This is a genomic window from Pseudomonas sp. NFACC10-1, from assembly GCF_900119195.1.
Taxonomy (GTDB): domain Bacteria; phylum Pseudomonadota; class Gammaproteobacteria; order Pseudomonadales; family Pseudomonadaceae; genus Aquipseudomonas; species Aquipseudomonas cerasi.
Genome location: NZ_FPJB01000004.1, coordinates 484,482 through 504,820 on the forward strand (window position 1 = coordinate 484,482; position 20,339 = coordinate 504,820).

Below are 20,339 nucleotides of genomic sequence, written 5' to 3' on the forward strand. Positions count from 1 at the left end.
TAGGGTTTGACGGCGGTTCGGGCGAGAGGCGAATTCAACACGTGACGACATGCGCTGTAGCACGCGGTGCTCAAGGCTATGACGCGAAAAGTGCTTGAAAAGGGAGGAGCAAAGCGAGATTTAAATTCATTACTGCCGCGAGTAAGGCTCCAAACCCTAGCTACCGCGGTTAAGTGATTGCAGAGCAATCACTTAAATCAACACTGAACTTGCATTACGGAAGGTGGCTCCACGACCTGGACTCGAACCAGGGACCCAGTGATTAACAGTCACTTGCTCTACCAACTGAGCTATCGCGGAATGAGCGCTATGTTACTGATTAGGAAAAGGAAGTCAAGCGAGGGACTGAAAAATTTTCTGCGTTGCGGCTTGCGCGATATCGGTTGTTCCTCATGCACCGTATGCAACGATCTTGCTTCCGGTTCCCGGCAGATCGCGAGCAATGCGCGGCGGCCCGGTAGCTCCCACGGCCTCCGGCCCGAAGCACGAGAAAATGCCTCTAGTGCCCTACGCGACACGGGACGCAGCTGATCGTACTGAAGTTGGCACTTTTGTCACATCAAGAAATATCTATCCCGGTCGACACCTGAGTCAGGCAATTCCTTTCCTACGGACCAGGTATAACAAAAAATGGCCTCGCTCAAGACAGTACAAGCTCGCTACACCGCAACCTTCGTAGGATTCATGGCGCTGGTCATCGTTCTGACGGTTTATGGAATCGGTCAGTTCGTCTCCCCCAGGCTCACCGCCAACGATGAAAACATGCTGACCGCCAAGGCAGCAGATATCAGTAACGAGATCAAGACCGAACTGGCCCGCGTACAGGCGCAGGCGCGGGTCATTACCGAACTGGTGCCGCAACTGTCCAGTGACGATATCGATCGCTTGCTGCCGTTCATGGTCAACCAGTACGGCGAAGCCAAGGTATTCGGCGGCGGGATCTGGCCTTTGCCGAACGTGCGCACGCCCGGTCGTGCCAAGCACAGCACCTTTTACCATCGCGATGCGTCGGGCAAGTTGATCGTCAACACCCATTGGAACTCGCCTGAGTCGCTCAACTATTTCGAACAGGGCTGGCACAAAGGCGGCTTGAACTCGCCTGCTGGCCAATGCGCCTGGGCGCCCGCCTATCAGGACGCCGCCAGCCCGGAACCGCGCACCAACTGCGCCATGGCCATCACCAAAGACGGCCAGCCGTGGGGCGTGTCGACCATCGACGTGACGCTGGGCTTCTTCAACAAGCTGGTTGAAGCCAAAGAGCAGGAAGTCCACGGCCGGATCATGATCATCGAGGCCGATGGCAAGATTCTGTCCAACGTGCCGGGCAGCAGCGACAAGATCGTGCTGCGCAATGTCTCCGAACTGGCGGCGCAATCGCCGTTCATCAATGGCATCAAGTCGGCACTCGCCGCCAAAGGTACTGGCACCTCGCGTCTGACCTACCAGAACAGCGATGGCGAGGAATCGACGCTGTTTCTGATCCCGGTCACGGGCACGCCCTGGTTGCTGGCCGTTTCGCAAAACACCGACCTGCTGAAAAGCCAGAGCGAAACCGTCCTCAAGACCCTGGCCTGGCTGCAGATCCCGATGGTTCTGGTGCTGCTGGTGCTGATGATTGTTGCGTTGCGCACGCTGATGAACCGCCTGGGCGTGCTCAAAACCAACATCGACACGCTGTCGGCCGGTGATGCCGACCTCACCCGGCGCATTGCCGTCAAAGGGCACGATGAAGTGGATCAGGTGGGTGAGTCGGTCAACAACTTCATTGCCTACCTACAACGCATGATGCTCGACGTCAGCAGTTCCACCAGCGAGATTGCCAGCGGTATCGAACAACTGCGCAGTCAGGCGGGCGTTACCAATGCCATTCTGATCCGTCACGCCAACGAAACCGATCAGGCCGTTACTGCGATCACCGAGATGTCCTCCACTGCGGATGAAGTGGCCCGCAGCGCGGCGCAGACCGCAAGCTTCACGCAGTCGGCCAACGAGAACGCGCAGGTATCGAAAACTGTGGTTGCGGACGCTTCTGACAGCGTGAATGCACTGATCAGCGAGGTCGATTCGGCCACCAGCAAAGTGCAGTCGATGGAGCAGGACGCCAAGCGCATCAACGCGGTGCTGGCGGTGATTGGCGAAATCGCCGGGCAGACCAACCTGCTCGCGCTTAACGCCGCCATTGAAGCCGCGCGCGCCGGCGAACAGGGCCGTGGCTTCGCGGTCGTGGCCGATGAGGTGCGCGCCCTCGCCGCTCGTACCCAGGCCAGCACGTCGGAGATCAACGAAATGCTCGGCAGCCTGCAACAAGGCGTCAGCGCCGCAGTAGCCGCGATGGAAAAAACCCGCCAGAGTTGCCAGACCACGGCGGGCAAAACCACCGCCGTAACAAGCGGCCTGGACGACATGACTCGCTCGGTTCTGCAGATCAACGACCTGAGCACGCAAATCGCCACAGCGGCCGAGGAGCAAAGCGCGGTGTCAGAGGAAATCAGCCGTAACATCATTGCCGTTCGGCACATCGTCGAAGAGCTGGTCGAAGGCGGCTCCAGCAACGAACGCAGCACCGCTGCCCTTTCCGAGTCCAACACTCGCCTGATTGCGCTGGTACGGCGCTTCAAGGTCAGTTAAAACCTCAGCGGGCCTGTCGCAGCTTGCGTCAGGCCCGCTGTCTATTTGATCCGGTAGTGGAAGGTATTCTTCACCCCGGACACGGTCACCGCCCTGCCCTCGACAACCCGTGGCTGATAACGAAAGGTTTGCGCTGCGGCCAGTGACGGACGGATGAACAATGGATGGCACGCACCCTGCACTTGCGGGTTGACCACCGTGCCTTGCGGCGACACGTCGTAGACCACCGTGCAATCACCCTCGATGCCTTTGTCCAGAGCCCGTTCGGGATAGTCCGGAGCCTCCTTGCTGAGTGGCTGATACTGGCTGCTGTCGGCAGCGGCAGTCTGCTGCTGTGATGAGTGCTGCGCCTGGCGGGCACGCTCGGCGGACTGGCGTGCCTGCTCAGCCTGACGCTGCTGCTCGATTTGCTGACGTTGCTGTTCGGCCAATTGCTGTTCCTGCTGCCTGCGCTGCTCGGCCTCGCGCAGGCGTTGGGCATTCTGCAGTTGCTCGCGCTCGCGCTTTTGCTCTTCGACGCGCTTGCGGGCCACTGCAGCCTGGTCGGGTTGACGTTGCGGCTCTGTCTGCGGTTTCGCAGCTTCGAGCGGTTTGCTGACCGGCAACGATGCCGGTGCAGGGGGTGGCGGCATCTGCACGGGTTCGCTTACCGGTGCCGCTGCCACTGGAACCGGCTCAGGCGCGGGCGTTGGCGGCAGAATCAGTAATTGGGTGGTCAGGGTTCTGACCGGTTCGGGCGGTTTTTCCCAGGCGTTCCAGCCGAGCATCAGACCGCTCAGCAAAGCGCCATGCAACGCCAGCGCGACCGCCGCCGCGAGGCCATTGCGGCGCAGCCAGGGCCGGTTCCCCCATTCGCGGCGCGGCGGCTGATAGTCGAGGGTCAGGGTGTTCATTGCGGCGCCTCGGTCACCAGCCCCAGTTGCGTCACGCCACTGCGTTGCAGGGCCGCCATGGCAGCAACCACACGACCGTAATCGGCTTTGTCATCCGCACGGATGAACACTTGCGTGTCGTTGCGCTCGGCCACCAGTTGGGCAATGCGCGCCTGCATGTCTTCCAGGCTCGCGGCCTGATCGGTCTGCGCCTGAGTGTCGACGGTATCGCCCAGGTTCCAGTAGTAGCCGCCCTGCGCCTTGACGGACAACGTCACGATGCGCTGCCGGGTGTCGGTGACGAGCGCTTCGCTGGCCACTTTGGGTAACTCGATTTTCACGCCCTGGGTGAGCATCGGCGCCGTCACCATGAAAATCACCAGCAGCACCAGCATTACGTCGATGTAAGGCACGACATTCATTTCGGCCTTCGGGCCATGTTTGCGTTGCGGTTTGACCAGCATGACAAGTCCTCAGGCAGCAGCGGCCATGTTGCGTGTCAGGCCTTGCAGAGTGCGATTCAGGCGCACCTGCAGTTCGTTGCCGAAGCTGTAGTAGCGTGCCGTGAGGGTCTGGCCACGGGCGGCAAAGCGGTTGTAGGCGATCACCGCCGGAATGGCCGCGAACAGCCCGATGGCGGTGGCGATCAGCGCTTCGGCAATACCCGGCGCGACCGTCGATAGTGTGGCCTGCTGCACCTGCGACAGGCCGATGAAGGAATTCATGATCCCCCACACCGTGCCGAACAGGCCGATATACGGGCTGACCGAGCCTACCGTGGCGAGAAACTGCAGGCCTTTTTCCAATTGCAGCTCTTGCTCGCTGATGGCGACCTGCAGCGAGCGCTCGACGCCGGAGAGCACCACATCAGGCTCGATACCCGGCCGCTGCTTGAGCTGCATGTATTCGGCGTAACCCGCCTGAAATACGTCCTCGATCCCAGTCGCATCACGCTGCGCAGAGGATGCCTGCGCCTGCAGCGGTGCCAGGTCGGCGGCACTGCGAAAGCGTTGCTGGAAGGCATCCAGTGAGCGCTCGTAATGACGCAGGACAAGACTGCGCTGAATGATCAGGTACCAGCTGACCAGCGAGGCGAGCAGCAAAATCAGCATCACGGCCTTGACCAGCAGGCTGGCATCGCTGATCAGGCCCCAGATGGTCATGTGTTCGAGAGTGGCGTGCATCGGGGTAGTCCTCTGTAATGGAACGAATGATTAGCACCGCTTGATGACAAACGACTTACGGCAGCTTCAAGGTCTTCATGACCTCCGCCCACGGCATGAACTTGAAGTTCTGCGCCTGCTCGGGCATGCGCTTGCGCCCGTCCTGAACCACCAGCATGCCTTTGCTCCAGGGGCCGCCGAGGTTCATGGCGGTCACTTCGATGCCGTCGGTTTCCGAGGTGCCGTCAATCCCCGCCTTCGCGTTCAGGCCGACCCGAAAGGCGCCGCGCAGTGCATAAGGCGGCTCGGCATCCACCACCACATAGCTGTCGTTGCCCTGACTGGAAATCAGCAGATAGTCATGGCCATCGCTCTGGTACAGCGCCAGCCCCTCGACATCGGCGTGCACCACTTCACCCACCTTGATCACGCTGGACAGCGTTGCAGGCTGATCCGCCCGCGCATCGACTTCCCAGACACCTACGTCTTCTTCACCGAGAAACAGGCGCTGACGCTGGTCATCGGCCACGCAGCCTTCCGGTTGGGTGTCGACCTTGAAGCGGCGTACCAGCTCGCCTTTGGCCTTGCCGTCCGGGGCGCTGAGCCGGTATTGGAGAAAGCTGCCGTCCTTGCCGTTGGCGAAGGCATACAGCTCGCCACTGGCAGGCTTGAACAGGCAGACGCCGTAGATTTCCGCCAATGGCGTGGCAATTTCCCCCGCCTCGTGAAGCGTGCCGCTGGCGCGGTCAATGCTGAACAGGCTCAGGCTGTTGCGATCGCGATTACTCGCCACGGCCAGGTCGACGTTCTTGTTGCCCAGCATGAAACCGGGGCGCACATCGACATTGTTCAAACGCCCGACCGGCAGCTCCTGTAACTGCTTGCCGCTCAGGTCGTAAGCCAGCAGACCCTGCTTCTTGTTGGTACCCAGCACCCGGCTGAGTGCCGGATTTTTCGGGTTGACCCAGATCGCCGGGTCGTCGGCGGCGTCACCCTGACGCCCGACCGACTGGCTCTGGATGGCCGGCATGACACTCGGCAGCGGCGCAGCAACCGCGACCGGTTTGGGCGTCCAGTTCAGCGCCCCCTGATACAGACGCTCACCGTCCTTGTCGTTGACCAGCACCTGCAAACCACCCTTGTTCTCATGCACCGAGAGACCTTCGGGCTTCTTCAGGTTCATCAATGACAGATCGGCCACCGGCACCCAGGCTGCCTGCTGTTGATCATCCTGCTGCTGATAGAGATGCAACGACTTGCCCTTCGGGTCCAGCGCCAGCAGACCGCCAGGCACAACAGCCATTGCCCCGGCGGCCTGTTTCAGCTCGCCAAACGGCTCGCGCAGCGCCACCGGCTGCCGGGCGACATCGGCCTCGGGATGCGCCGGGTAAGCCCACCAGCCGATGTTCGCTTCATTGACGAACAACCTGTGCGCAGCATCGTCGACCTGACAAAACTCGGCGTTGGGAGGCAGCGGCAGATTGCGCACCAGGCGCGGCTCGCCATTGAGCCGGTTGTTCGCACCAATCAGCCATTGCTCGCCCTTGCCCTCTTCGCCCACCAAAAATACAAACAGGTTGCTGGCGTCATCGCGATACAGACACAGGCCGGCCACTGAATAGTCGCGTGCCGGTAGGTAGACCGGCTTCGACCAGTGCATCTTCGCCGGGTCCAGCTGGGTCAGCAGTGCCTGTTGACGTGCGTTGTCCAGCGTCGCGAGCAAGACGCTCTCGCCCGTTGAGCGGCTGTCGAGCCCTTGAAATGAACCGGGCATGCTTGCCAGTTCGCGGCCCTGCTCATCCAGCAGCAACAGGCCGGCCTTGATGCTCGTGGCCAGACGCCGACTGCCGTCACTGTCCGGCAAGAAGGCGACAGACTGAGCCTTGAACGAGGCGTTTTCAGCCCAGCGCGTCAGGTTCAGATCCATCGGCGACGAGGCCTGCGCAGCCCCGGCCGTCAGGTAAAGCAAGAGCGCCAGGCACACTGGCTTGGGTAATAGCGAAATCATCATGAACGGTTGAATCCTTTGAATGAGCGCTTCAGATCGATCAGAAATGGGTGAAGGTCAGGCCGACCTTGTAAGTCGGGCCGTACTCTTCGTACTGGCCGTTGTAGGCGCGATGGCCGCTGTAGACGAAGTACGGCTGATCGGTAAGGTTCTGGGCCTCGAAGCTGACCTTGAGGTTCTTCGTCAGTGAATAGCGCGCGCTGAAATCAACGAAGGTCTGCGCGTCCACATACTGGTCATGGTCCTTGTCGCCGATCGCCGCCAGCTCGTAGAGGTAGGCCGACTTGTAGTTGGCGGACAGACGCAGACTGAGCTTGTCGTTCTCCCAGCCGAGCATGACGTTACCGACGGTTTTCGACTGGCTGGGCAGGTCGATATCGCGTTTGCGATTGCTGCCGGTGCTCTGGTCGAAACCGTTGATGCTGGCATCCGAGCGGCTCAACGTGGCATTGGCGCCCAGCAGCAGACCGTTCCATGGCGCAGGCAACCAGTCGAGCTTCTGCGAGTAGGCCAGCTCCAGGCCATACAGCTTGGCCTTGTCGCCATTGGCAAAGGTGTTGGCCTCGGAGAAGTTCGCCCACTGCCCGGTGCCGGCCAGGTCGGTGTTGTAGACGAAATTCTGGATGTCCTTGTAGAACACGAACGCCGACACCGTGCCTGCACGGCCCATGAAGTGTTCGATGCCCAGGTCCAGGTTGCTTGACTCCAGCGGCTTGAGATTCGGGTTACCGAAAGACGCTTCGTCATCGTCGATCACAAAACCCGGTGCCAGTTGTCCGAACGTGGGACGTACCACGGTTTTGGTCCATGCAGCGCGCAGTTGGGTACTCTTGTCGATCTGATAACGGGCATGCAGGCCCGGCAGCCAGTGATGATAGCGACGGCTGGTGGTACTGGACTCGAACGCGCCATCACGCACACCAGTGCCCTTGGCGTCCATTTCCGTGCCTTCGTAGCGCAGTCCGGCGATGAAGCGCCACTTGTCGACATCCAGGGTATTCATGAAGTAACCGGCGTTGATGTCTTCGTTGATCTTGAAGTCATTGGCGCGGCTTTCGGCCTCGTCGTAGGCGTCAGCAGCGTTGAGGCCACCGATCAGCCCCTTGATCGCACCGGGGCTGATGCCGCTGCCGAAGTTGCCCAGCCGGTAGTCGATGTTGCCTTTCTGGAACTGCGTCAGGTTGAGTTGCTGGTCGCTGAAGCCCAAGTCATCGAAATCCTCGTATTTCCAGACTTCCAGGTCATTGCTCTTGTCGCGACGGCTGACCTTGCCACCAAACTTGAACTGCGAGGCATAGCCCTTGAAATCGTAATCACGGGCCAGGTCCAGACGCAGGTTTTTCTCGGTGTCCTTGGTGTACTGCTTTTCCAAGTCGACCTTGTCCAGGGTGAAGTTCGAGTTGTCGTAGAACGAGGAGCCGACAATCGGCCGCGGCTTGTCGCGGTCGTAGAAACCGGTGTCGGCAAAGTCATCGTTGCCGACGAACGTGGCGCCTGCGATATGGCCAGGGCTGTCCTCGCTGGATTCGCTGTAACCGGCCTGGCCGCTGAGGGTCCACAGGCCGACCATGCGCTCGCCACCGAACACGTAGGACTGGATTTCCTGGGTTTCAGTACGCGCCTTGAGCTTGCGCGTGCCTTCGGCATCGCCTGTCTGCCCTGCGCTTTGCGCATCGGCAAACTCGAAACCGTTGGTGGTGCGGACTTCGTCGTCCTTGAAGCGGCTGTACAGGGTGCGCAGGTAATACTTGCTGACGTCATCGGGCCGGTAATCGAAGTTCAGGCCGCCACCGGCGCGCTCGCGACTGATGTCGTAGTCGCGCTGTTCGAATGATTGCAGCCGCGCGCCATCCCAGTCACCGCCGGTTTCGACGTTGTCGGAGCCGAAGTCACGCTTCTGCCAGCTCAGCGCTGCTGCCACGCCGAAGTTGTCGATGCCGTCGCCGAGGCTGAAACGATTGCTCGCCGCGCCGGAAAACTTGGGACTGGTCTGACGGGTGTTCTTGTCGTAGCTGGCCTCGCTGCTGCCGGTGTAGAACAGGCCCTTGTGGTCGAAGGCCGAGAGGCTCTCGACATCGATGGTGCCACCCAGCGAATTGGCGTCCATGTCCGGGGTCAGGGTCTTGATCACTGACAGGGACTGCACCAGTTCGGCGGGCAGGACATCCAGCGCCACGGCGCGTCGATCACTTTCCGGGGCAGGCACCATGGTGCCGTTGATGGTCACGCTGTTCAGGTCGGGGGCCAGGCCACGAACGGTGACAAAGCGCCCCTCGCCCTGATCGCGCTCGACGCTGACGCCCGGCAGGCGCTGCACCGCTTCGGCGACGTTCTGGTCCGGTAACTGCGCAACACCGTCGGCATGCACCACGCTCTTTATGCTGTCGGAGCTGCGTTGCTCCTTGAGCGCGTTGTCGATGCTCGCGGCCTGGCCGACCACTTGCACGTGCTCGGTGGTATCGGCTTCGGCGGCCTGCAAACGTTCGCTGCCGATGGCAAACGCCAGCGCGCTGAGTGTGAAACCGACCAGTTGGGCCCTGCTGCGACGCCTGTGCATGTAAGTCCTCCCCCATAAACCCGACAGACCAGGCAAATGGCCCGGCAACTGGAGGCGCAAGCTAGAGTCGTGCAGTGACGGTTCTGTGACAGGTAACGGGCCCAGGGGCTGAAAACAGCGGGTTTGAGGGGAATCGAGCAGGTAAATGAGCTGATTTGACTTTCAGGCGGGGCTGGAGCTGCAGGCCGTACTGATGCTCGGTGTGTCTGGCGCACTGTATATACCGACTCTACTGTCGGTTCCCGACAGATCGCGAGCAAGCTCGCTCCCACGGCCGCTGGCCAGAATCAAACGCCGACAGGCAGGTAACTCTGATACGACACAACCTCATGCGTTACCCGCAACCGCTGCCAACGCGGCAATGGCACTGAAGACGCAGAGTGCGACGTAAGTGACGGCTGAGTCCTGGCGCTGATCAGAGGTGGCTTATACGTCAGATGCGAAGCAAAAACCTGTAACACACGTGAGCTGATTCGACCTTTCGCGGTTCGCGTTACCCGTCACCGAAGTGTCATGTGCATCTGTTCTGCTGGCCGATAATCAGCACCTCGGGAGCCGTCTGTTCATGTTCAGGATCATCCAACCTCATCGCTGGAAACTCGCCGTGCTGATGGTCGCCTCCAATCTCGGCCTGCTGGCGTTTCTGGCATTCGGCACGCTCAAACATGTCAGCGAATGGCAGTGGCTGGACATCGTCGGTGAAGGTGGCTCCGCCCTGCTGTCGCTGGTCTGGCTGTTTCTGGTGTTCAAGAGCAGACCGGCCGGCCGGGTGACCAATTACCTGTCGATCGGCCTGAGTTGCGTGTTCTTCTCGTGGTGGATCGACGCGCTCGACGAATTCATCCGCCTGCCCGCCGCGATCGAATGGGATCACTGGCTGGAATCCGGCCCGATGCCGGTCGGCCTGATTCTGTTGACCCTGGGCATCTACCACTGGCATCGCGAACAACTGGCAATCAGCGCACAAATGGAAAAACGCGAGCGCGGCTTCCGGGAGCACCGGTTGTACGACAAACTCACCCCGCTGGGCAGCGCCGACTACCTGAAGCGCCAACTGGTGGTCAGCCTGGAACAGAGTGTCTGCCAACAGCAGCCACTGTCGCTGCTGGCGCTGGACGTGGATGGTTTCAGCGCGATCAACAATGCCTTCGGGCATGCCGAAGGCGATGAGGTGCTGTCGGCGCTCAGCCACTTGCTGGTGCTCAATCTACGCCGTCAGGACCTGCTCTGCCGTCTGGCTGGCGACCGTTTCGTGGTGTTGTTGCCCAACACCGGAGAAAGCCAGGCAAAGCTGCTGGCGCTGGAGTTGCAGCAGGCGGTCGCCAGTCTGGCGCACAAGACCCGCCAACAGGGCGAACGCATTCACCTGTCGGCCAGCGTGGCGGTCGTCATGGCACTCAATGAAACGCCGGACAACCTGCTGCGCCGCCTCAATCTGTCGCTGGCTCGCGCCCGACGCCCTCTGACCTGCACTGCCTGAGCGCCTGCCATGACGCTTAAAAGTGACTGGTATGAAATCGACAGCCGCTTCATCCCCGGCCACTACCAGCCGGCAACGCTGATTGATCTTGCCTTGTCGCGCGGCATTGACAGCCATCGCCTGCTCAAAGGCACCGGGCTGTTTTACGAGGACATCGTTGCGGGCAAGACGCGCCTGAGCCCGCAACAGTTTTTCGTCCTGATCGGTAACGCGCAACGTCAGATGGAAGCCGACGACACCAGCTTCCTGTTCGGCCAGCGGCTGTTTCCCGGCCACTACGGCGCGGCCAGTCACGCGCTGCGTCATGCGCAAAACCTGCATCAGGCGCTGGAGATACTGATCCGCCAACAGGCGCTGCTCAGCCCGCTGCTGATACCGCGTCTGGAGCTGGACGAACAGTTCGCCTATCTCTACTGGCTGGACAGTTGTGGTGCAGGTGAACAGCAACGCTTCCTGCTCGAAGCCGGCATGACCGCACTGGTGGCGATGAGTCAGTCGCTGAGCGGCGAGCGTTTGCCGTGGGAATGCAGTTTCTGTCACGAAGAGCCACGCTACATCGAGCAGTACTGGGTTCATCTGGGCGAAAACACGGCATTTGGCCGCCCGCTGAACATGATGCGCCTGCCCAGGTATTACCTTACCCATGCCTGGCCTGGCGCATCGCCCATTGCCGTGCAGGTCGCGCAGCAGGAAGCCGACGGGCAACTCGCCGCGCTGGGCATGTCGTTCAGCCTGCTGGACCGCTTGCACCAGCACCTGCGTGAACATGTGCGACAGGCCACCAGCCTGGAACAGGTCGCTCACGCTTTCGCCATGAGCCCGGCCACGCTGAAGCGCAAGCTGCACAAGCACGGCACGCACTTTCAGGCGCAGCACGACCTGGCGCGCAAGCACGTCGCGTTGTACCTGTATCAGATCAAGGGGATGAGCAACGAAGCTGTGGCGGACTACCTGAACTTCAACGACCCGGCCAATTTCCGCCGTTCATTCAAACGCTGGACCGGCAGCACACCGACCCTGATCCAGCGCCTGTTCAACTTCGAATGAGTCCGCCTCAGCGCTGCGCGCACAGCTTGTAACCCAGGCCATGGGCCGTGTGCAGTAACGGCGTGTCGTGCCCGCCATCCAGTACCCGCCTGAGCACGTGGATGTTGCTGCGCAAACTGCTGCTGTTCGGGGCATCACGGCCCCAAAGCGCCTCTTCCAGCTCGGCCCGCTTGACGATATGCGGGCTTTTGCGCATCAGCAGTTCCAATAGCTTCATGTTGGTCGGGTTGAGCTTCAAAGGCACGCCTTTGCGGGTGACCTCCAGGGTGTCGAGATCGAACTGCAGGTCGGCAACCACCATCATCCGGTTGTCCTGGCGCTGCCGTCGGCTGACGATCGCTTCTACCCTGGCGAGCACTTCGGACATTGCAAACGGCTTGGTGATGTAGTCGTCGGCCCCCACCTTGAAACCGGTGAGCCGATCATCCAGTTCATCGCGCGCGCTGAGCATCACAATCGCGACTTCCGACTTCGAATACTGGCGCAGGCTGTGGCAGATCTGGTTGCCGTCGATGCCGGGCAGCATGATGTCGAGAATGATCGCATCGAAGCGTTTCGACGCGGCCAGATGCAGCCCGCTCAGGCCGTCCAGCGCCCCTTCTACCGCATGCCCCCTGAGCTCGAAGAATTCCAGCAGGTTATCGTGGATATCACGATGGTCTTCAATAACCAGAATGTTCATTGCCGCGCCTTGTTGTTGTTCTACCCGGCCGACCGGGAACCTGTCGCCAGTGCGTGTGCAGGTCGAGTGACGAATGCATCAGGTTTGTTGACGGCCAACGCCTGGCGAATCGGCTGTTGCAACCTCGATCGGCCATAGAAGCACAAGGCAACCAGCAACGTGCTCAGCCACACCACAATACCTGCCCAGAAGGTGTGCGACATGAAGTGCCAGCCTTGCAGCACCCGCGTGGTGCCGTAAATCATCCCGAGCAGCAGAATGGTCGCCAGCAGAGTATTCGAATGCCGCCAGCAATAGCGACGAGCCACGAAGTACAGGGCCAGCAGACTGAACGCGCTTGACGCGTGACCGCCCGGCCAGCATCGCCCGGCGCCGGCCTCGTGCAGCAGGTTGAAGTTCCTGAACCACTCGATGTGCGCCTGACTGCCACCGTACAAGGTAGTCTCGACAGGACAGTAAACGCTGGTGTGGCTTTTCAGGTAATGGATCATGGCGGTGCTCAGCGCAAAGGCAACGATGACGAAAAAGAAGTCCAGCCGGTGCCTGCGTGCAAAGCGCAGGAAGGTGCCCAACCGAGAACCCGTCAGCCGCCTCGCGAGGCGCGAATCATCATATTTTTCCAGCAACGGCCAGACCAAGGACAGCATCGCACCAATGATCGCCAGCTCTCCGGTCCAGTTCGGAAGGATCCGCGCCCATCTGTGCGTGATGTTCTCGAACAGATGGCTCTGGCCGATGGGAAACACCCCGGCCGTCGAATCAAAAAACAGGTCACTCAGTTGCCGGTCGATCGTGGTCAAGTCGAAGGTGACGAAGACCAGTAACGCGAAAAACACCGGTACACCCAGGTTGATGCCGTAGAACCGCAGCCTGGCGCTGGAAGATGTCGTCAATTGAATTGCTCGCTGTTGAGGTTTGCCCATTGCCCGGCATTCAGGGAGCCGAGGATTTTCGGCGGATGGCTGCCGTCTATTTGTACGAAAAACGCCTGGGCGTACTCACTGGAGCGCTCGCCGCCAGGTACGCCGACCTTGCGCTCGAACTGATCGATGCAGCCACTGTGAGTCACCAGCACCATGTTCTCGCCGCTGACCTTGTGGGCCTGCACCGCTTTCATGAAACCGCTGTCACAGTCGTTGATCCAGTCCTGGCCAGCCACCGCGTGCCCGGCCAACAGTTGCGCAGTCTGTTGCGTGCGGGTCTTGGGGCTGGCGATCATGCGCGCGTGGTCCATGCCCATTTTCTGCAACCCGGCGCCCACCGCCAAAGCGGCGTCGCGGCCGTTGGAGGTAATGCCGTCGGCGTCGCTCATGCACGGGTTGCTCGAGCGGTCACAGCGTTCGGCGTGGCGAATCATCACCACCACATTGCCTTGCCGCCAGTGCTCGCGAAGGCCGGAAACGCTCAGGTTGCTGCCGACCCCCAGGTCCACCACATGCACGCCTGAGAACGCCGAGTAGAACCATGCACAGATAGCCGTCAGCACGACGGCAACGGACATCGATACGATGTGCCGATGCAATTTGTAGCGCTGACTGATGCCCGAACGGGGAAGTACATTCTTGTTGATTATCGTGTCGGTCAAAGGACCACTCCTGCCATGAACCTATGTGTGGCGTTGACCCAGGGAGTGCCCGAGGTCTGTGCCGCTCCCATGCAGGCAAGATAGGTTCAGCATCGTCCCGATGCGGTGAAGAAGATGTGAAAAACGTGTTGTGGCCCAGCGCCATGTTTTTCACGCGAACGCTCTGGAATGGGCCTTTGCGGTTTTACGGACGTGAACATGAAGATAATTTAAGCGTTTTTCCCGAAAGTTCAGTGCCCATCGGGACGGTTTTGGACTCACAGACCGTCTGCTGCAGCAGCTGTGCGCAAAGGATTAGCCACTAAAACGCTTATCGTTTACCATGCCGCGCGTCGGTTTCCGAGAGGAACTAACAGGGAATTCGCACGCCTTTCTCACCAGGCGAAAAACGAAACTGCCCCCGCAACTGTAGGCACCGAGCCTGCTCCATGACTGCCACTGGATCGTGATCCGGGAAGGCCGGAGCCTGGCGCTGACGTGTCAGTCAGGAGACCTGCCGACCCGCTTCAACCCACTAACCGGCGGGGTGTCCGGGAAGGACATCCGCACGCGTCGGCATTTCCTGTCGTGCCCGGTGATCATCCGGGGATGTGTTTCCTGATGTGCATTGCGCCCTGGCACCTGCTCCAACGGAGACCGCATTTCATGTCGCTGCCCCGCCTCGCCGCACTCGCTGCCAGCCTGACGCTGTCCACCCTGGCCCTCGCCGCCCCCACTCAGTACCCGCTGACCCTTGAAAACTGTGGCGCGACCCTGACCTTCCAGCATGCGCCGACCAAGGCTGTCACCATTGGCCAGGCCGGCACCGAAATGCTTTACGAACTGGGCCTGGGCGACAGACTGGTCGGTACTTCCCTGTGGTTCAACAACGTATTGCCACGCTTCAAGGCGCAGAACGACAAGGTCGAGCGCCTGGCCGACAACGAGCCCAGTTTCGAAGCGGTGATTGGCAAGCGACCGGAACTGGTGGCCGTGCAACTGGAGTGGATGGTCGGCAAACAGGGCGTGGTCGGCACCCGCGAGCAGTTCCATGACCTGAAGATACCCACTTACATCCTGCCGTCCGACTGCGAAGGCAAGGACAATCTGGTCGGTGCCGATGGCACACGCCTGGAGCCGTTCCGCATCGACACCATCTACAAGAGCATCGAGCAACTGGCGCAGATTTTCGATGTGCGGGATCGCGGCGACGCGCTGGTTGCCGACCTCAAGGCCCGCCTGAGCGCAGCGATCGCCAACGTCCGGCAGAACAAGGCCAATGACGTCTCGGCGCTGTTCTGGTTCTCCAGCTCCGACCTCGCCAGCGACCCTTTCGTGGCCGGCCGCAAAGGCATTCCGGACTTCATGCTCAACAGCCTGGGCATGCGCAATATCGTTCAGTCCGACGAGGAATGGCCGACTGTGGGCTGGGAAACCATCGCCAAAGCCAACCCGAGCATTCTGGTCATCGCGCGCATGGATCGCCGCCGCTTCCCGGCTGACGATTACCTGAAAAAAATCGAATTCCTCAAGACCGACCCGGTGACCCGCAACATGGACGCGGTCAAGCATGACCGGATCGTGATCATCGACGCCGAGGGCATGCAGGCGGGCCTGCGTCTGTTTACCGGTTTCGAGGAACTGGCTGACGCCGCCAACCGTTTCAACGCTGCCAAATGAGATTGCCGATAGCGTTGGTTCATGTGCTCTGGGTCTCGGCAGTGCTGGTGCTGGCGATCATGATCGGGGCCGCGATCGGCGAAACCTCGATCAGCCTGAACGTGGTTTTCCAGGTGCTGGCCAACAAACTCTGGGGCGCTGGCTATGTACTCGACCCTATAGACGAAGGCATCGTCTGGAACTACCGGCTGACCCGCGCCATTGTCGCGGCGGCCTGCGGGGCCGGGCTGGCGATCTGTGGTGTGGTGTTGCAATCGTTATTGCGCAACCCGCTGGCAGACCCGTATCTGCTGGGGATTTCCGCAGGGGCTTCGACAGGCGCGGTACTGGTCGCCATTCTGGGCTTTGGTGCAGGTGCGATCTCGATGTCGGCAGGCGCCTTTGTCGGGGCCGTGGCGGCGTTTTCGCTGGTCGCCCTGCTGGCGCATTCCTCACGCGGCACGACGGCAGCCGGGCAGATCATTCTGGCCGGGATCGCCGGGTCGCAACTGTTCAATGCCCTGACCTCGTTTCTGATCACCAAATCGGCAAGCTCCGAGCAGGCACGCGGCATCATGTTCTGGCTGCTGGGTAACCTCAGCGGTGTGCGCTGGCACTCGGTCTGGCTGGCTGTGCCGACAGTACTGGCAGGCCTGCTGGTGTGCCTCTGGCACCGGCGAGCGCTGGACGCGTTCACCTTCGGCAGCGACTCGGCGGCATCACTGGGGATCGCGGTACGGCGCGTGCAGATCATCCTGATCGCCAGCGCTGCGCTGGTCACCGCGGTGATGGTCTCGATTGTCGGCTCCATCGGCTTCGTCGGGCTGGTGATCCCGCACGCGGTGCGGATGCTGGTCGGTGTCCGGCACGCCCGGCTGGTGCCGTTGAGCGCCTTGAGCGGCGCACTGTTTCTGATCGCTGCCGATATCCTTTCGCGCACCCTGATCAAGGGGCAGGCGCTGCCGATCGGGGTGATTACCGCACTGATCGGCGCACCGGTCTTCGCTTTGATTCTTATCCGGGGCAACAGCACGCGATGAATGCCTTACCTCATCCGCTCAGTGCACCGGTACTCGGTTGTTCCGGTCTGGGTTATTCGGTACGTGGCGCAGCGCTGCTGCGCGATGTCGACCTGAGCATTGCCGCAGGTGAAACCCTGGCCGTGGTCGGTCCCAACGGCTCGGGCAAATCCACCCTGCTCAAGCTACTGGCCGGTATTCAGAAGCCGGTCAGCGGCTCGGTCAGCCTGGGCGGGCGAGCACTTGAGGCCTTGAGCCGCAGGGACGTGGCGCGCCTGCTGGCGGTGGTCGAGCAGCAGGCTGAAACCAGCGACGCCGTGACCGTGCTGGATGCCGTCGAACTGGGCCGCACGCCCTGGCTGTCGGCACTCGAGCCGTGGAGCTCCGAGGACGATGCAATCGTTCGCCAGGCGCTGCAGGATGTGGACATGCTGCACCTGAAAAAACGCGCCTGGCACACCTTGTCCGGTGGCGAGCGGCAACGTGTTCACATCGCCAGGGCGCTGGCGCAACGGCCGCAGATCCTTCTGCTGGACGAACCGACCAATCATCTGGACATCCAGCATCAACTGACCATCCTCGGCCTGGTCAGGGCCCTGCCGGTGACCACCGTAATTGCCCTGCACGATCTGAATCAGGCGCTGGACTGCGACCGTGTGGCGGTCATGGAAAAGGGTCGGCTGGTCGCGCTGGGTGCGCCGCTCGAGGTACTGACTCCGGAACGCTTGCTGAGCACCTTCGGCGTGGTGGCGCACTGGCTGACAGACCCCAGTGACGGGGCGAAGATTCTGCGCCTGCGCTCGCGCTGAACCACGCCGATGGTCAGTCCGGCACCTGCTGCCATCTGCAACAGGTGCACCGCGCGGTCTGTGGCACTACAATGCGCGCTTTGCCCGCAGCCGGATCCCGTTGCCATGTCGTTACCCAAGCACCACCTGGAATTGCTCAGCCCTGCACGGGATGTGACCATCGCCCGTGAAGCCATCCTGCATGGTGCCGATGCGGTGTATATCGGCGGGCCGAGCTTTGGTGCGCGGCACAACGCCTGTAACGAGGTCAGCGACATTGCCGAGCTGGTCAAATTCGCGCACCGCTACCACGCGCGGATCTTTACCACCATCAACACCATCCTCCATGACGACGAGCTGGAGCCCGCGCGCAAGCTGATTCACCAGCTCTACGACGCCGGCGTGGATGCGTTGATCGTGCAGGACCTCGGGGTGATGGAGATGGACATTCCGCCCATCGAGCTGCACGCCAGCACGCAAACCGATATTCGCACCCTGAGCCGGGCGAAGTTTCTCGATCAGGCCGGTTTCTCGCAGCTGGTGCTGGCCCGGGAACTGAATCTGCAGGAAATCCGCGCAATCGCCGATGAAACCGATGCGGCCATCGAATTCTTCATCCACGGCGCCCTGTGCGTGGCGTTCTCCGGGCAGTGCAATATTTCCCACGCGCAAAACGGCCGCAGCGCCAACCGTGGCGACTGCTCGCAGGCCTGCCGCCTGCCGTACACCCTCAAGGATGATCAGGGTCGCGTTGTGGCCTTCGAAAAGCATCTGTTGTCGATGAAAGACAACAATCAGAGCGCCAACCTGCGTGCTTTGGTGGACGCCGGCGTGCGCTCGTTCAAGATCGAAGGGCGCTACAAGGATGCGGGCTACGTGAAAAACATCACGGCCTATTATCGCCAGCGTCTGGACGAGATTCTCGAAGACCGCACGGACCTCGCACCCGCTTCCAGCGGCCGTACCGCGCACTTTTTCGTGCCGGACCCGGAAAAGACCTTTCATCGCGGCAGCACCGATTATTTCGTCAGCGACCGCAAGATCGACATCGGCGCGTTCGACACGCCGACCTTCACCGGTCTGGCGGTGGGCACCGTTGAAAAGCTCGGCAAGCGCGACCTGATCGCCGTGACCCACGAGCCGCTGTCCAACGGCGACGGCCTCAATGTGCAGATCAAGCGTGAAGTGGTGGGCTTCCGTGCCAACATCGCCGAGCTCAAGGGCGAGTTCGAAGAGGACGGCCAGAAGCGCTGGCGCTATCGCGTAGAGCCCAACGAGATGCCCGCAGCGCTGTCGCGCGTACGCCCCAATCATCCGCTGAACCGCAACCTGGACCACAACTGGCAACAGGCGCTGCTCAAGACCTCGGCCGAACGTCGTATCGGCGTTCAGTGGCAGGTTACGCTGCGCGAAGATCACTTGAGTCTGGAAGCCACCAGCGAAGAAGGCGTGAGCGTCACGGTCGGTCTCGATGGACCGTTTGGCGCGGCCAACAAGCCCGAACAGGCGCTGGATCAGTTGCGTGACCTGCTCACTCAACTGGGCACTACGATCTATCATGCCCAGGACGTCAGCCTTGACGCGCCACAGGCGTTCTTCGTACCCAACTCGCAGCTCAAGACCCTGCGCCGCGACGCCATCGAGGCACTGACCGAAGCGCGAATCAAGGCTCATCCGCGCGGTGGCCGCAAGGCGGAGACGACCCCGCCACCGGTGTACCCGGAGTCGCATCTGTCTTTTCTGGCCAACGTCTACAACCAGAAGGCTCGCGACTTCTATCATCGCCACGGCGTACAGCTGATCGACGCGGCCTACGAGGCCCACGAAGAGACCGGCGAAGTGCCCGTGATGATCACCAAGCATTGCCTGCGCTTCTCGTTCAACCTGTGCCCGAAACAGGCCAAAGGTGTGACGGGCGTGCGCACCAAGGTCGCGCCGATGCAACTGGTGCACGGTGATGAAGTGTTGACCCTCAAGTTCGATTGCAAGCCTTGCGAAATGCACGTGATCGGCAAGATGAAAGGTCACATTCTCGACTTGCCGCTCCCCGGCAGCGCGGCGGCCAAATCGGTGGTCGGCCATATCACACCGGAAGACCTGCTCAAGACTGCGCGTCAGCGTTCTCCGCACTGATCGGTACAAGGGGGTTGGCGCCCTGCCAGCCCCTTTCGTCTTCTGACAAAGCCCTCTTAAAGAACGCGCTCCATATGGGTCGTGTTCCACACCGGATCGCTCTCCACATCGGTCACGGCAAAGCCTTGTTTCTCCCAGAAACGGATCGCGCCGGGCAGAAACGGATGGGTATGCAGGTACAAAACCTCTATGCCACCTGCCTCGGCATGGGCCCAGAGCGCCTGACATAAACGGCTGGCCAGCCCGTCGCCACGAAACTCCGGCCTGACGAACAGGCGCACGATCTCAACGGTTCTGCGCCCGCGATAATCGAGCTGCGGGAAACGATGATCAAACGGCAGGTAGCCCACAGCCGCGATGATCTGCCCTTCACTGCGGGCGATCAGAAACTTGCCGTCCTCCCCGTGCAGATACACCTGCTCGAAACCGGCCAGATCGGGCGGAACGGTGACAGTGTCGAGCAAGGGAAAGATTCCGGCACGCGCACGCATGACGAAATCGACGGTGTGCGGGATCTCGGAGGGGTGTACCTCAGTAATAGTGATGTTCATGAGCACGGACTTATTGGGGGAATTGCAGGGTGATACAAATGTTACGCCAGACTTGGGCTTTTGAACGCACTGCTTAACTATAGAACAAGCGGTGCGGCGCAGAATTGTGACGCAGAGCGTCACGACAGGCATTCCCACGCGGAGCGTTCCGCGTTGTACGCAAGTCCGCTTTTGATTCTGGCCGAAGG

Annotated in this window: 15 protein-coding genes, 1 tRNA gene, 2 pseudogenes and 1 riboswitch; of the genes and pseudogenes, 8 read left to right on the forward strand and 10 right to left on the reverse strand. The window is 61.0% G+C overall.

Translation table 11 applies throughout. The features are described from left to right. Window positions 1-224: 224 nt before the first annotated feature. A tRNA-Asn gene (locus BT119_RS14420) sits at window positions 225-300 on the reverse strand. Window positions 301-897: 597 nt separating this feature from the next. Between BT119_RS14420 and BT119_RS27865 the strand changes: the two are divergent. Next, a pseudogene (locus BT119_RS27865) lies at window positions 898-1,719 on the forward strand (cache domain-containing protein); the annotation flags it as partial. 333 nt (window positions 1,720-2,052) lie between these two features. Then, window positions 2,053-2,628 (forward strand): annotated as a pseudogene (locus BT119_RS27870) (methyl-accepting chemotaxis protein); the annotation flags it as partial. Window positions 2,629-2,669: 41 nt separating this feature from the next. Here BT119_RS27870 and BT119_RS14430 read toward each other — a convergent pair. Genes BT119_RS14430 through BT119_RS14450 form a run of 5 tightly spaced genes read right to left on the reverse strand, consistent with a single transcriptional unit; the run spans window position 2,670 to window position 9,228 of the window. Next, window positions 2,670-3,521, reverse strand: a complete 852-nt coding sequence (locus BT119_RS14430; RefSeq protein WP_058417308.1) for an energy transducer TonB — start codon at window positions 3,519-3,521, stop codon at window positions 2,670-2,672. After that, on the reverse strand, window positions 3,518-3,964 hold the full coding sequence (tolR, locus tag BT119_RS14435) for a protein TolR (RefSeq protein ID WP_003371985.1): 447 nt from the start codon (window positions 3,962-3,964) through the stop codon (window positions 3,518-3,520). Before tolR ends, BT119_RS14430 begins: the two co-directional genes overlap by 4 nt. Window positions 3,965-3,973: 9 nt before the next feature. Beyond that, window positions 3,974-4,684, reverse strand: a complete 711-nt coding sequence (tolQ, locus tag BT119_RS14440) for a protein TolQ (protein WP_054081056.1) — start codon at window positions 4,682-4,684, stop codon at window positions 3,974-3,976. Window positions 4,685-4,739: 55 nt separating this feature from the next. After that, on the reverse strand, window positions 4,740-6,674 hold the full coding sequence (locus tag BT119_RS14445; protein ID WP_072366164.1) for a phytase: 1,935 nt from the start codon (window positions 6,672-6,674) through the stop codon (window positions 4,740-4,742). A gap of 37 nt (window positions 6,675-6,711) precedes the next feature. Next, window positions 6,712-9,228 (reverse strand): TonB-dependent receptor, encoded by a 2,517-nt coding sequence (locus tag BT119_RS14450; protein WP_072366166.1) that lies wholly within the window; start codon window positions 9,226-9,228, stop codon window positions 6,712-6,714. Window positions 9,229-9,793: 565 nt separating this feature from the next. Here BT119_RS14450 and BT119_RS14455 point away from each other — a divergent pair. Together BT119_RS14455 and BT119_RS14460 are read left to right on the forward strand one after the other, a co-directional pair. Then, window positions 9,794-10,708: a GGDEF domain-containing protein gene (locus BT119_RS14455; RefSeq protein WP_003411459.1), complete on the forward strand. Its 915-nt coding sequence runs from the start codon at window positions 9,794-9,796 to the stop codon at window positions 10,706-10,708. A gap of 9 nt (window positions 10,709-10,717) precedes the next feature. Next, on the forward strand, window positions 10,718-11,755 hold the full coding sequence (locus BT119_RS14460; protein WP_003435894.1) for an AraC family transcriptional regulator: 1,038 nt from the start codon (window positions 10,718-10,720) through the stop codon (window positions 11,753-11,755). A 7-nt stretch (window positions 11,756-11,762) separates the two neighbouring features. Here BT119_RS14460 and BT119_RS14465 read toward each other — a convergent pair whose 3' ends face one another. From BT119_RS14465 to BT119_RS14475, 3 genes are read right to left on the reverse strand one after another with little or no spacing between them, the layout of a single operon-like run. After that, on the reverse strand, window positions 11,763-12,437 hold the full coding sequence (locus BT119_RS14465) for a response regulator transcription factor (RefSeq protein WP_003435895.1): 675 nt from the start codon (window positions 12,435-12,437) through the stop codon (window positions 11,763-11,765). A gap of 20 nt (window positions 12,438-12,457) precedes the next feature. Continuing rightward, a complete protein-coding gene (locus BT119_RS14470; protein ID WP_175550581.1) occupies window positions 12,458-13,360 on the reverse strand; it encodes a phosphatase PAP2 family protein in 903 nt (300 codons plus the stop codon). After that, window positions 13,327-14,022 carry a lipopolysaccharide core heptose(II)-phosphate phosphatase PmrG gene (locus BT119_RS14475; protein ID WP_003435897.1) on the reverse strand — a complete coding sequence of 232 codons (696 nt, stop codon included), beginning with the start codon at window positions 14,020-14,022 and terminating at the stop codon, window positions 13,327-13,329. Before BT119_RS14475 ends, BT119_RS14470 begins: the two co-directional genes overlap by 34 nt. 316 nt (window positions 14,023-14,338) lie before the next feature. Continuing rightward, window positions 14,339-14,538, forward strand: a riboswitch (cobalamin riboswitch). 129 nt (window positions 14,539-14,667) lie between these two features. Between BT119_RS14475 and BT119_RS14480 the strand changes: the two genes are divergently transcribed. The 4 genes from BT119_RS14480 (at window position 14,668) to BT119_RS14495 (ending at window position 19,600) form a co-directional block, all read left to right on the forward strand. Next, a complete protein-coding gene (locus BT119_RS14480; protein ID WP_003371964.1) occupies window positions 14,668-15,681 on the forward strand; it encodes an ABC transporter substrate-binding protein in 1,014 nt (337 codons plus the stop codon). Continuing rightward, a complete protein-coding gene (locus BT119_RS14485) occupies window positions 15,678-16,700 on the forward strand; it encodes a FecCD family ABC transporter permease (RefSeq protein WP_032609862.1) in 1,023 nt (340 codons plus the stop codon). Before BT119_RS14480 ends, BT119_RS14485 begins: the two co-directional genes overlap by 4 nt. Then, the gene (locus BT119_RS14490; RefSeq protein ID WP_054081060.1) at window positions 16,697-17,488 is read left to right on the forward strand and encodes an ABC transporter ATP-binding protein; all 792 of its coding nucleotides are present in this window, start codon (window positions 16,697-16,699) and stop codon (window positions 17,486-17,488) included. The genes BT119_RS14485 and BT119_RS14490 overlap by 4 nt, the downstream gene beginning before the upstream one ends. 105 nt (window positions 17,489-17,593) lie before the next feature. Further along, window positions 17,594-19,600, forward strand: coding sequence for a peptidase U32 family protein (locus tag BT119_RS14495; RefSeq protein ID WP_003435903.1), 2,007 nt, complete (start codon window positions 17,594-17,596; stop codon window positions 19,598-19,600). 56 nt (window positions 19,601-19,656) lie between these two features. Here the strand turns inward: BT119_RS14495 and BT119_RS14500 are convergent, their stop codons facing one another. Then, window positions 19,657-20,151, reverse strand: a complete 495-nt coding sequence (locus tag BT119_RS14500) for a GNAT family N-acetyltransferase (RefSeq protein WP_003435905.1) — start codon at window positions 20,149-20,151, stop codon at window positions 19,657-19,659. Between the last annotated feature and the right edge of the window lie 188 nt (window positions 20,152-20,339).

Excerpts from the sequence above, each read along its gene's own strand:
- BT119_RS14430 (WP_058417308.1), bottom strand. The coding sequence starts at position 3,521 with ATGAACACCCTGACCCTCGACTATCAGCCGCCGCGCCGCGAATGGGGG.
- tolR (WP_003371985.1), bottom strand. The coding sequence starts at position 3,964 with ATGCTGGTCAAACCGCAACGCAAACATGGCCCGAAGGCCGAAATGAAT.
- tolQ (WP_054081056.1), bottom strand. The coding sequence starts at position 4,684 with ATGCACGCCACTCTCGAACACATGACCATCTGGGGCCTGATCAGCGAT.
- BT119_RS14445 (WP_072366164.1), bottom strand. The coding sequence starts at position 6,674 with ATGATGATTTCGCTATTACCCAAGCCAGTGTGCCTGGCGCTCTTGCTT.
- BT119_RS14450 (WP_072366166.1), bottom strand. The coding sequence starts at position 9,228 with ATGCACAGGCGTCGCAGCAGGGCCCAACTGGTCGGTTTCACACTCAGC.
- BT119_RS14455 (WP_003411459.1), top strand. The coding sequence starts at position 9,794 with ATGTTCAGGATCATCCAACCTCATCGCTGGAAACTCGCCGTGCTGATG.
- BT119_RS14460 (WP_003435894.1), top strand. The coding sequence starts at position 10,718 with ATGACGCTTAAAAGTGACTGGTATGAAATCGACAGCCGCTTCATCCCC.
- BT119_RS14465 (WP_003435895.1), bottom strand. The coding sequence starts at position 12,437 with ATGAACATTCTGGTTATTGAAGACCATCGTGATATCCACGATAACCTG.
- BT119_RS14470 (WP_175550581.1), bottom strand. The coding sequence starts at position 13,360 with ATGGGCAAACCTCAACAGCGAGCAATTCAATTGACGACATCTTCCAGC.
- BT119_RS14480 (WP_003371964.1), top strand. The coding sequence starts at position 14,668 with ATGTCGCTGCCCCGCCTCGCCGCACTCGCTGCCAGCCTGACGCTGTCC.
- BT119_RS14485 (WP_032609862.1), top strand. The coding sequence starts at position 15,678 with ATGAGATTGCCGATAGCGTTGGTTCATGTGCTCTGGGTCTCGGCAGTG.
- BT119_RS14490 (WP_054081060.1), top strand. The coding sequence starts at position 16,697 with ATGAATGCCTTACCTCATCCGCTCAGTGCACCGGTACTCGGTTGTTCC.
- BT119_RS14495 (WP_003435903.1), top strand. The coding sequence starts at position 17,594 with ATGTCGTTACCCAAGCACCACCTGGAATTGCTCAGCCCTGCACGGGAT.
- BT119_RS14500 (WP_003435905.1), bottom strand. The coding sequence starts at position 20,151 with ATGAACATCACTATTACTGAGGTACACCCCTCCGAGATCCCGCACACC.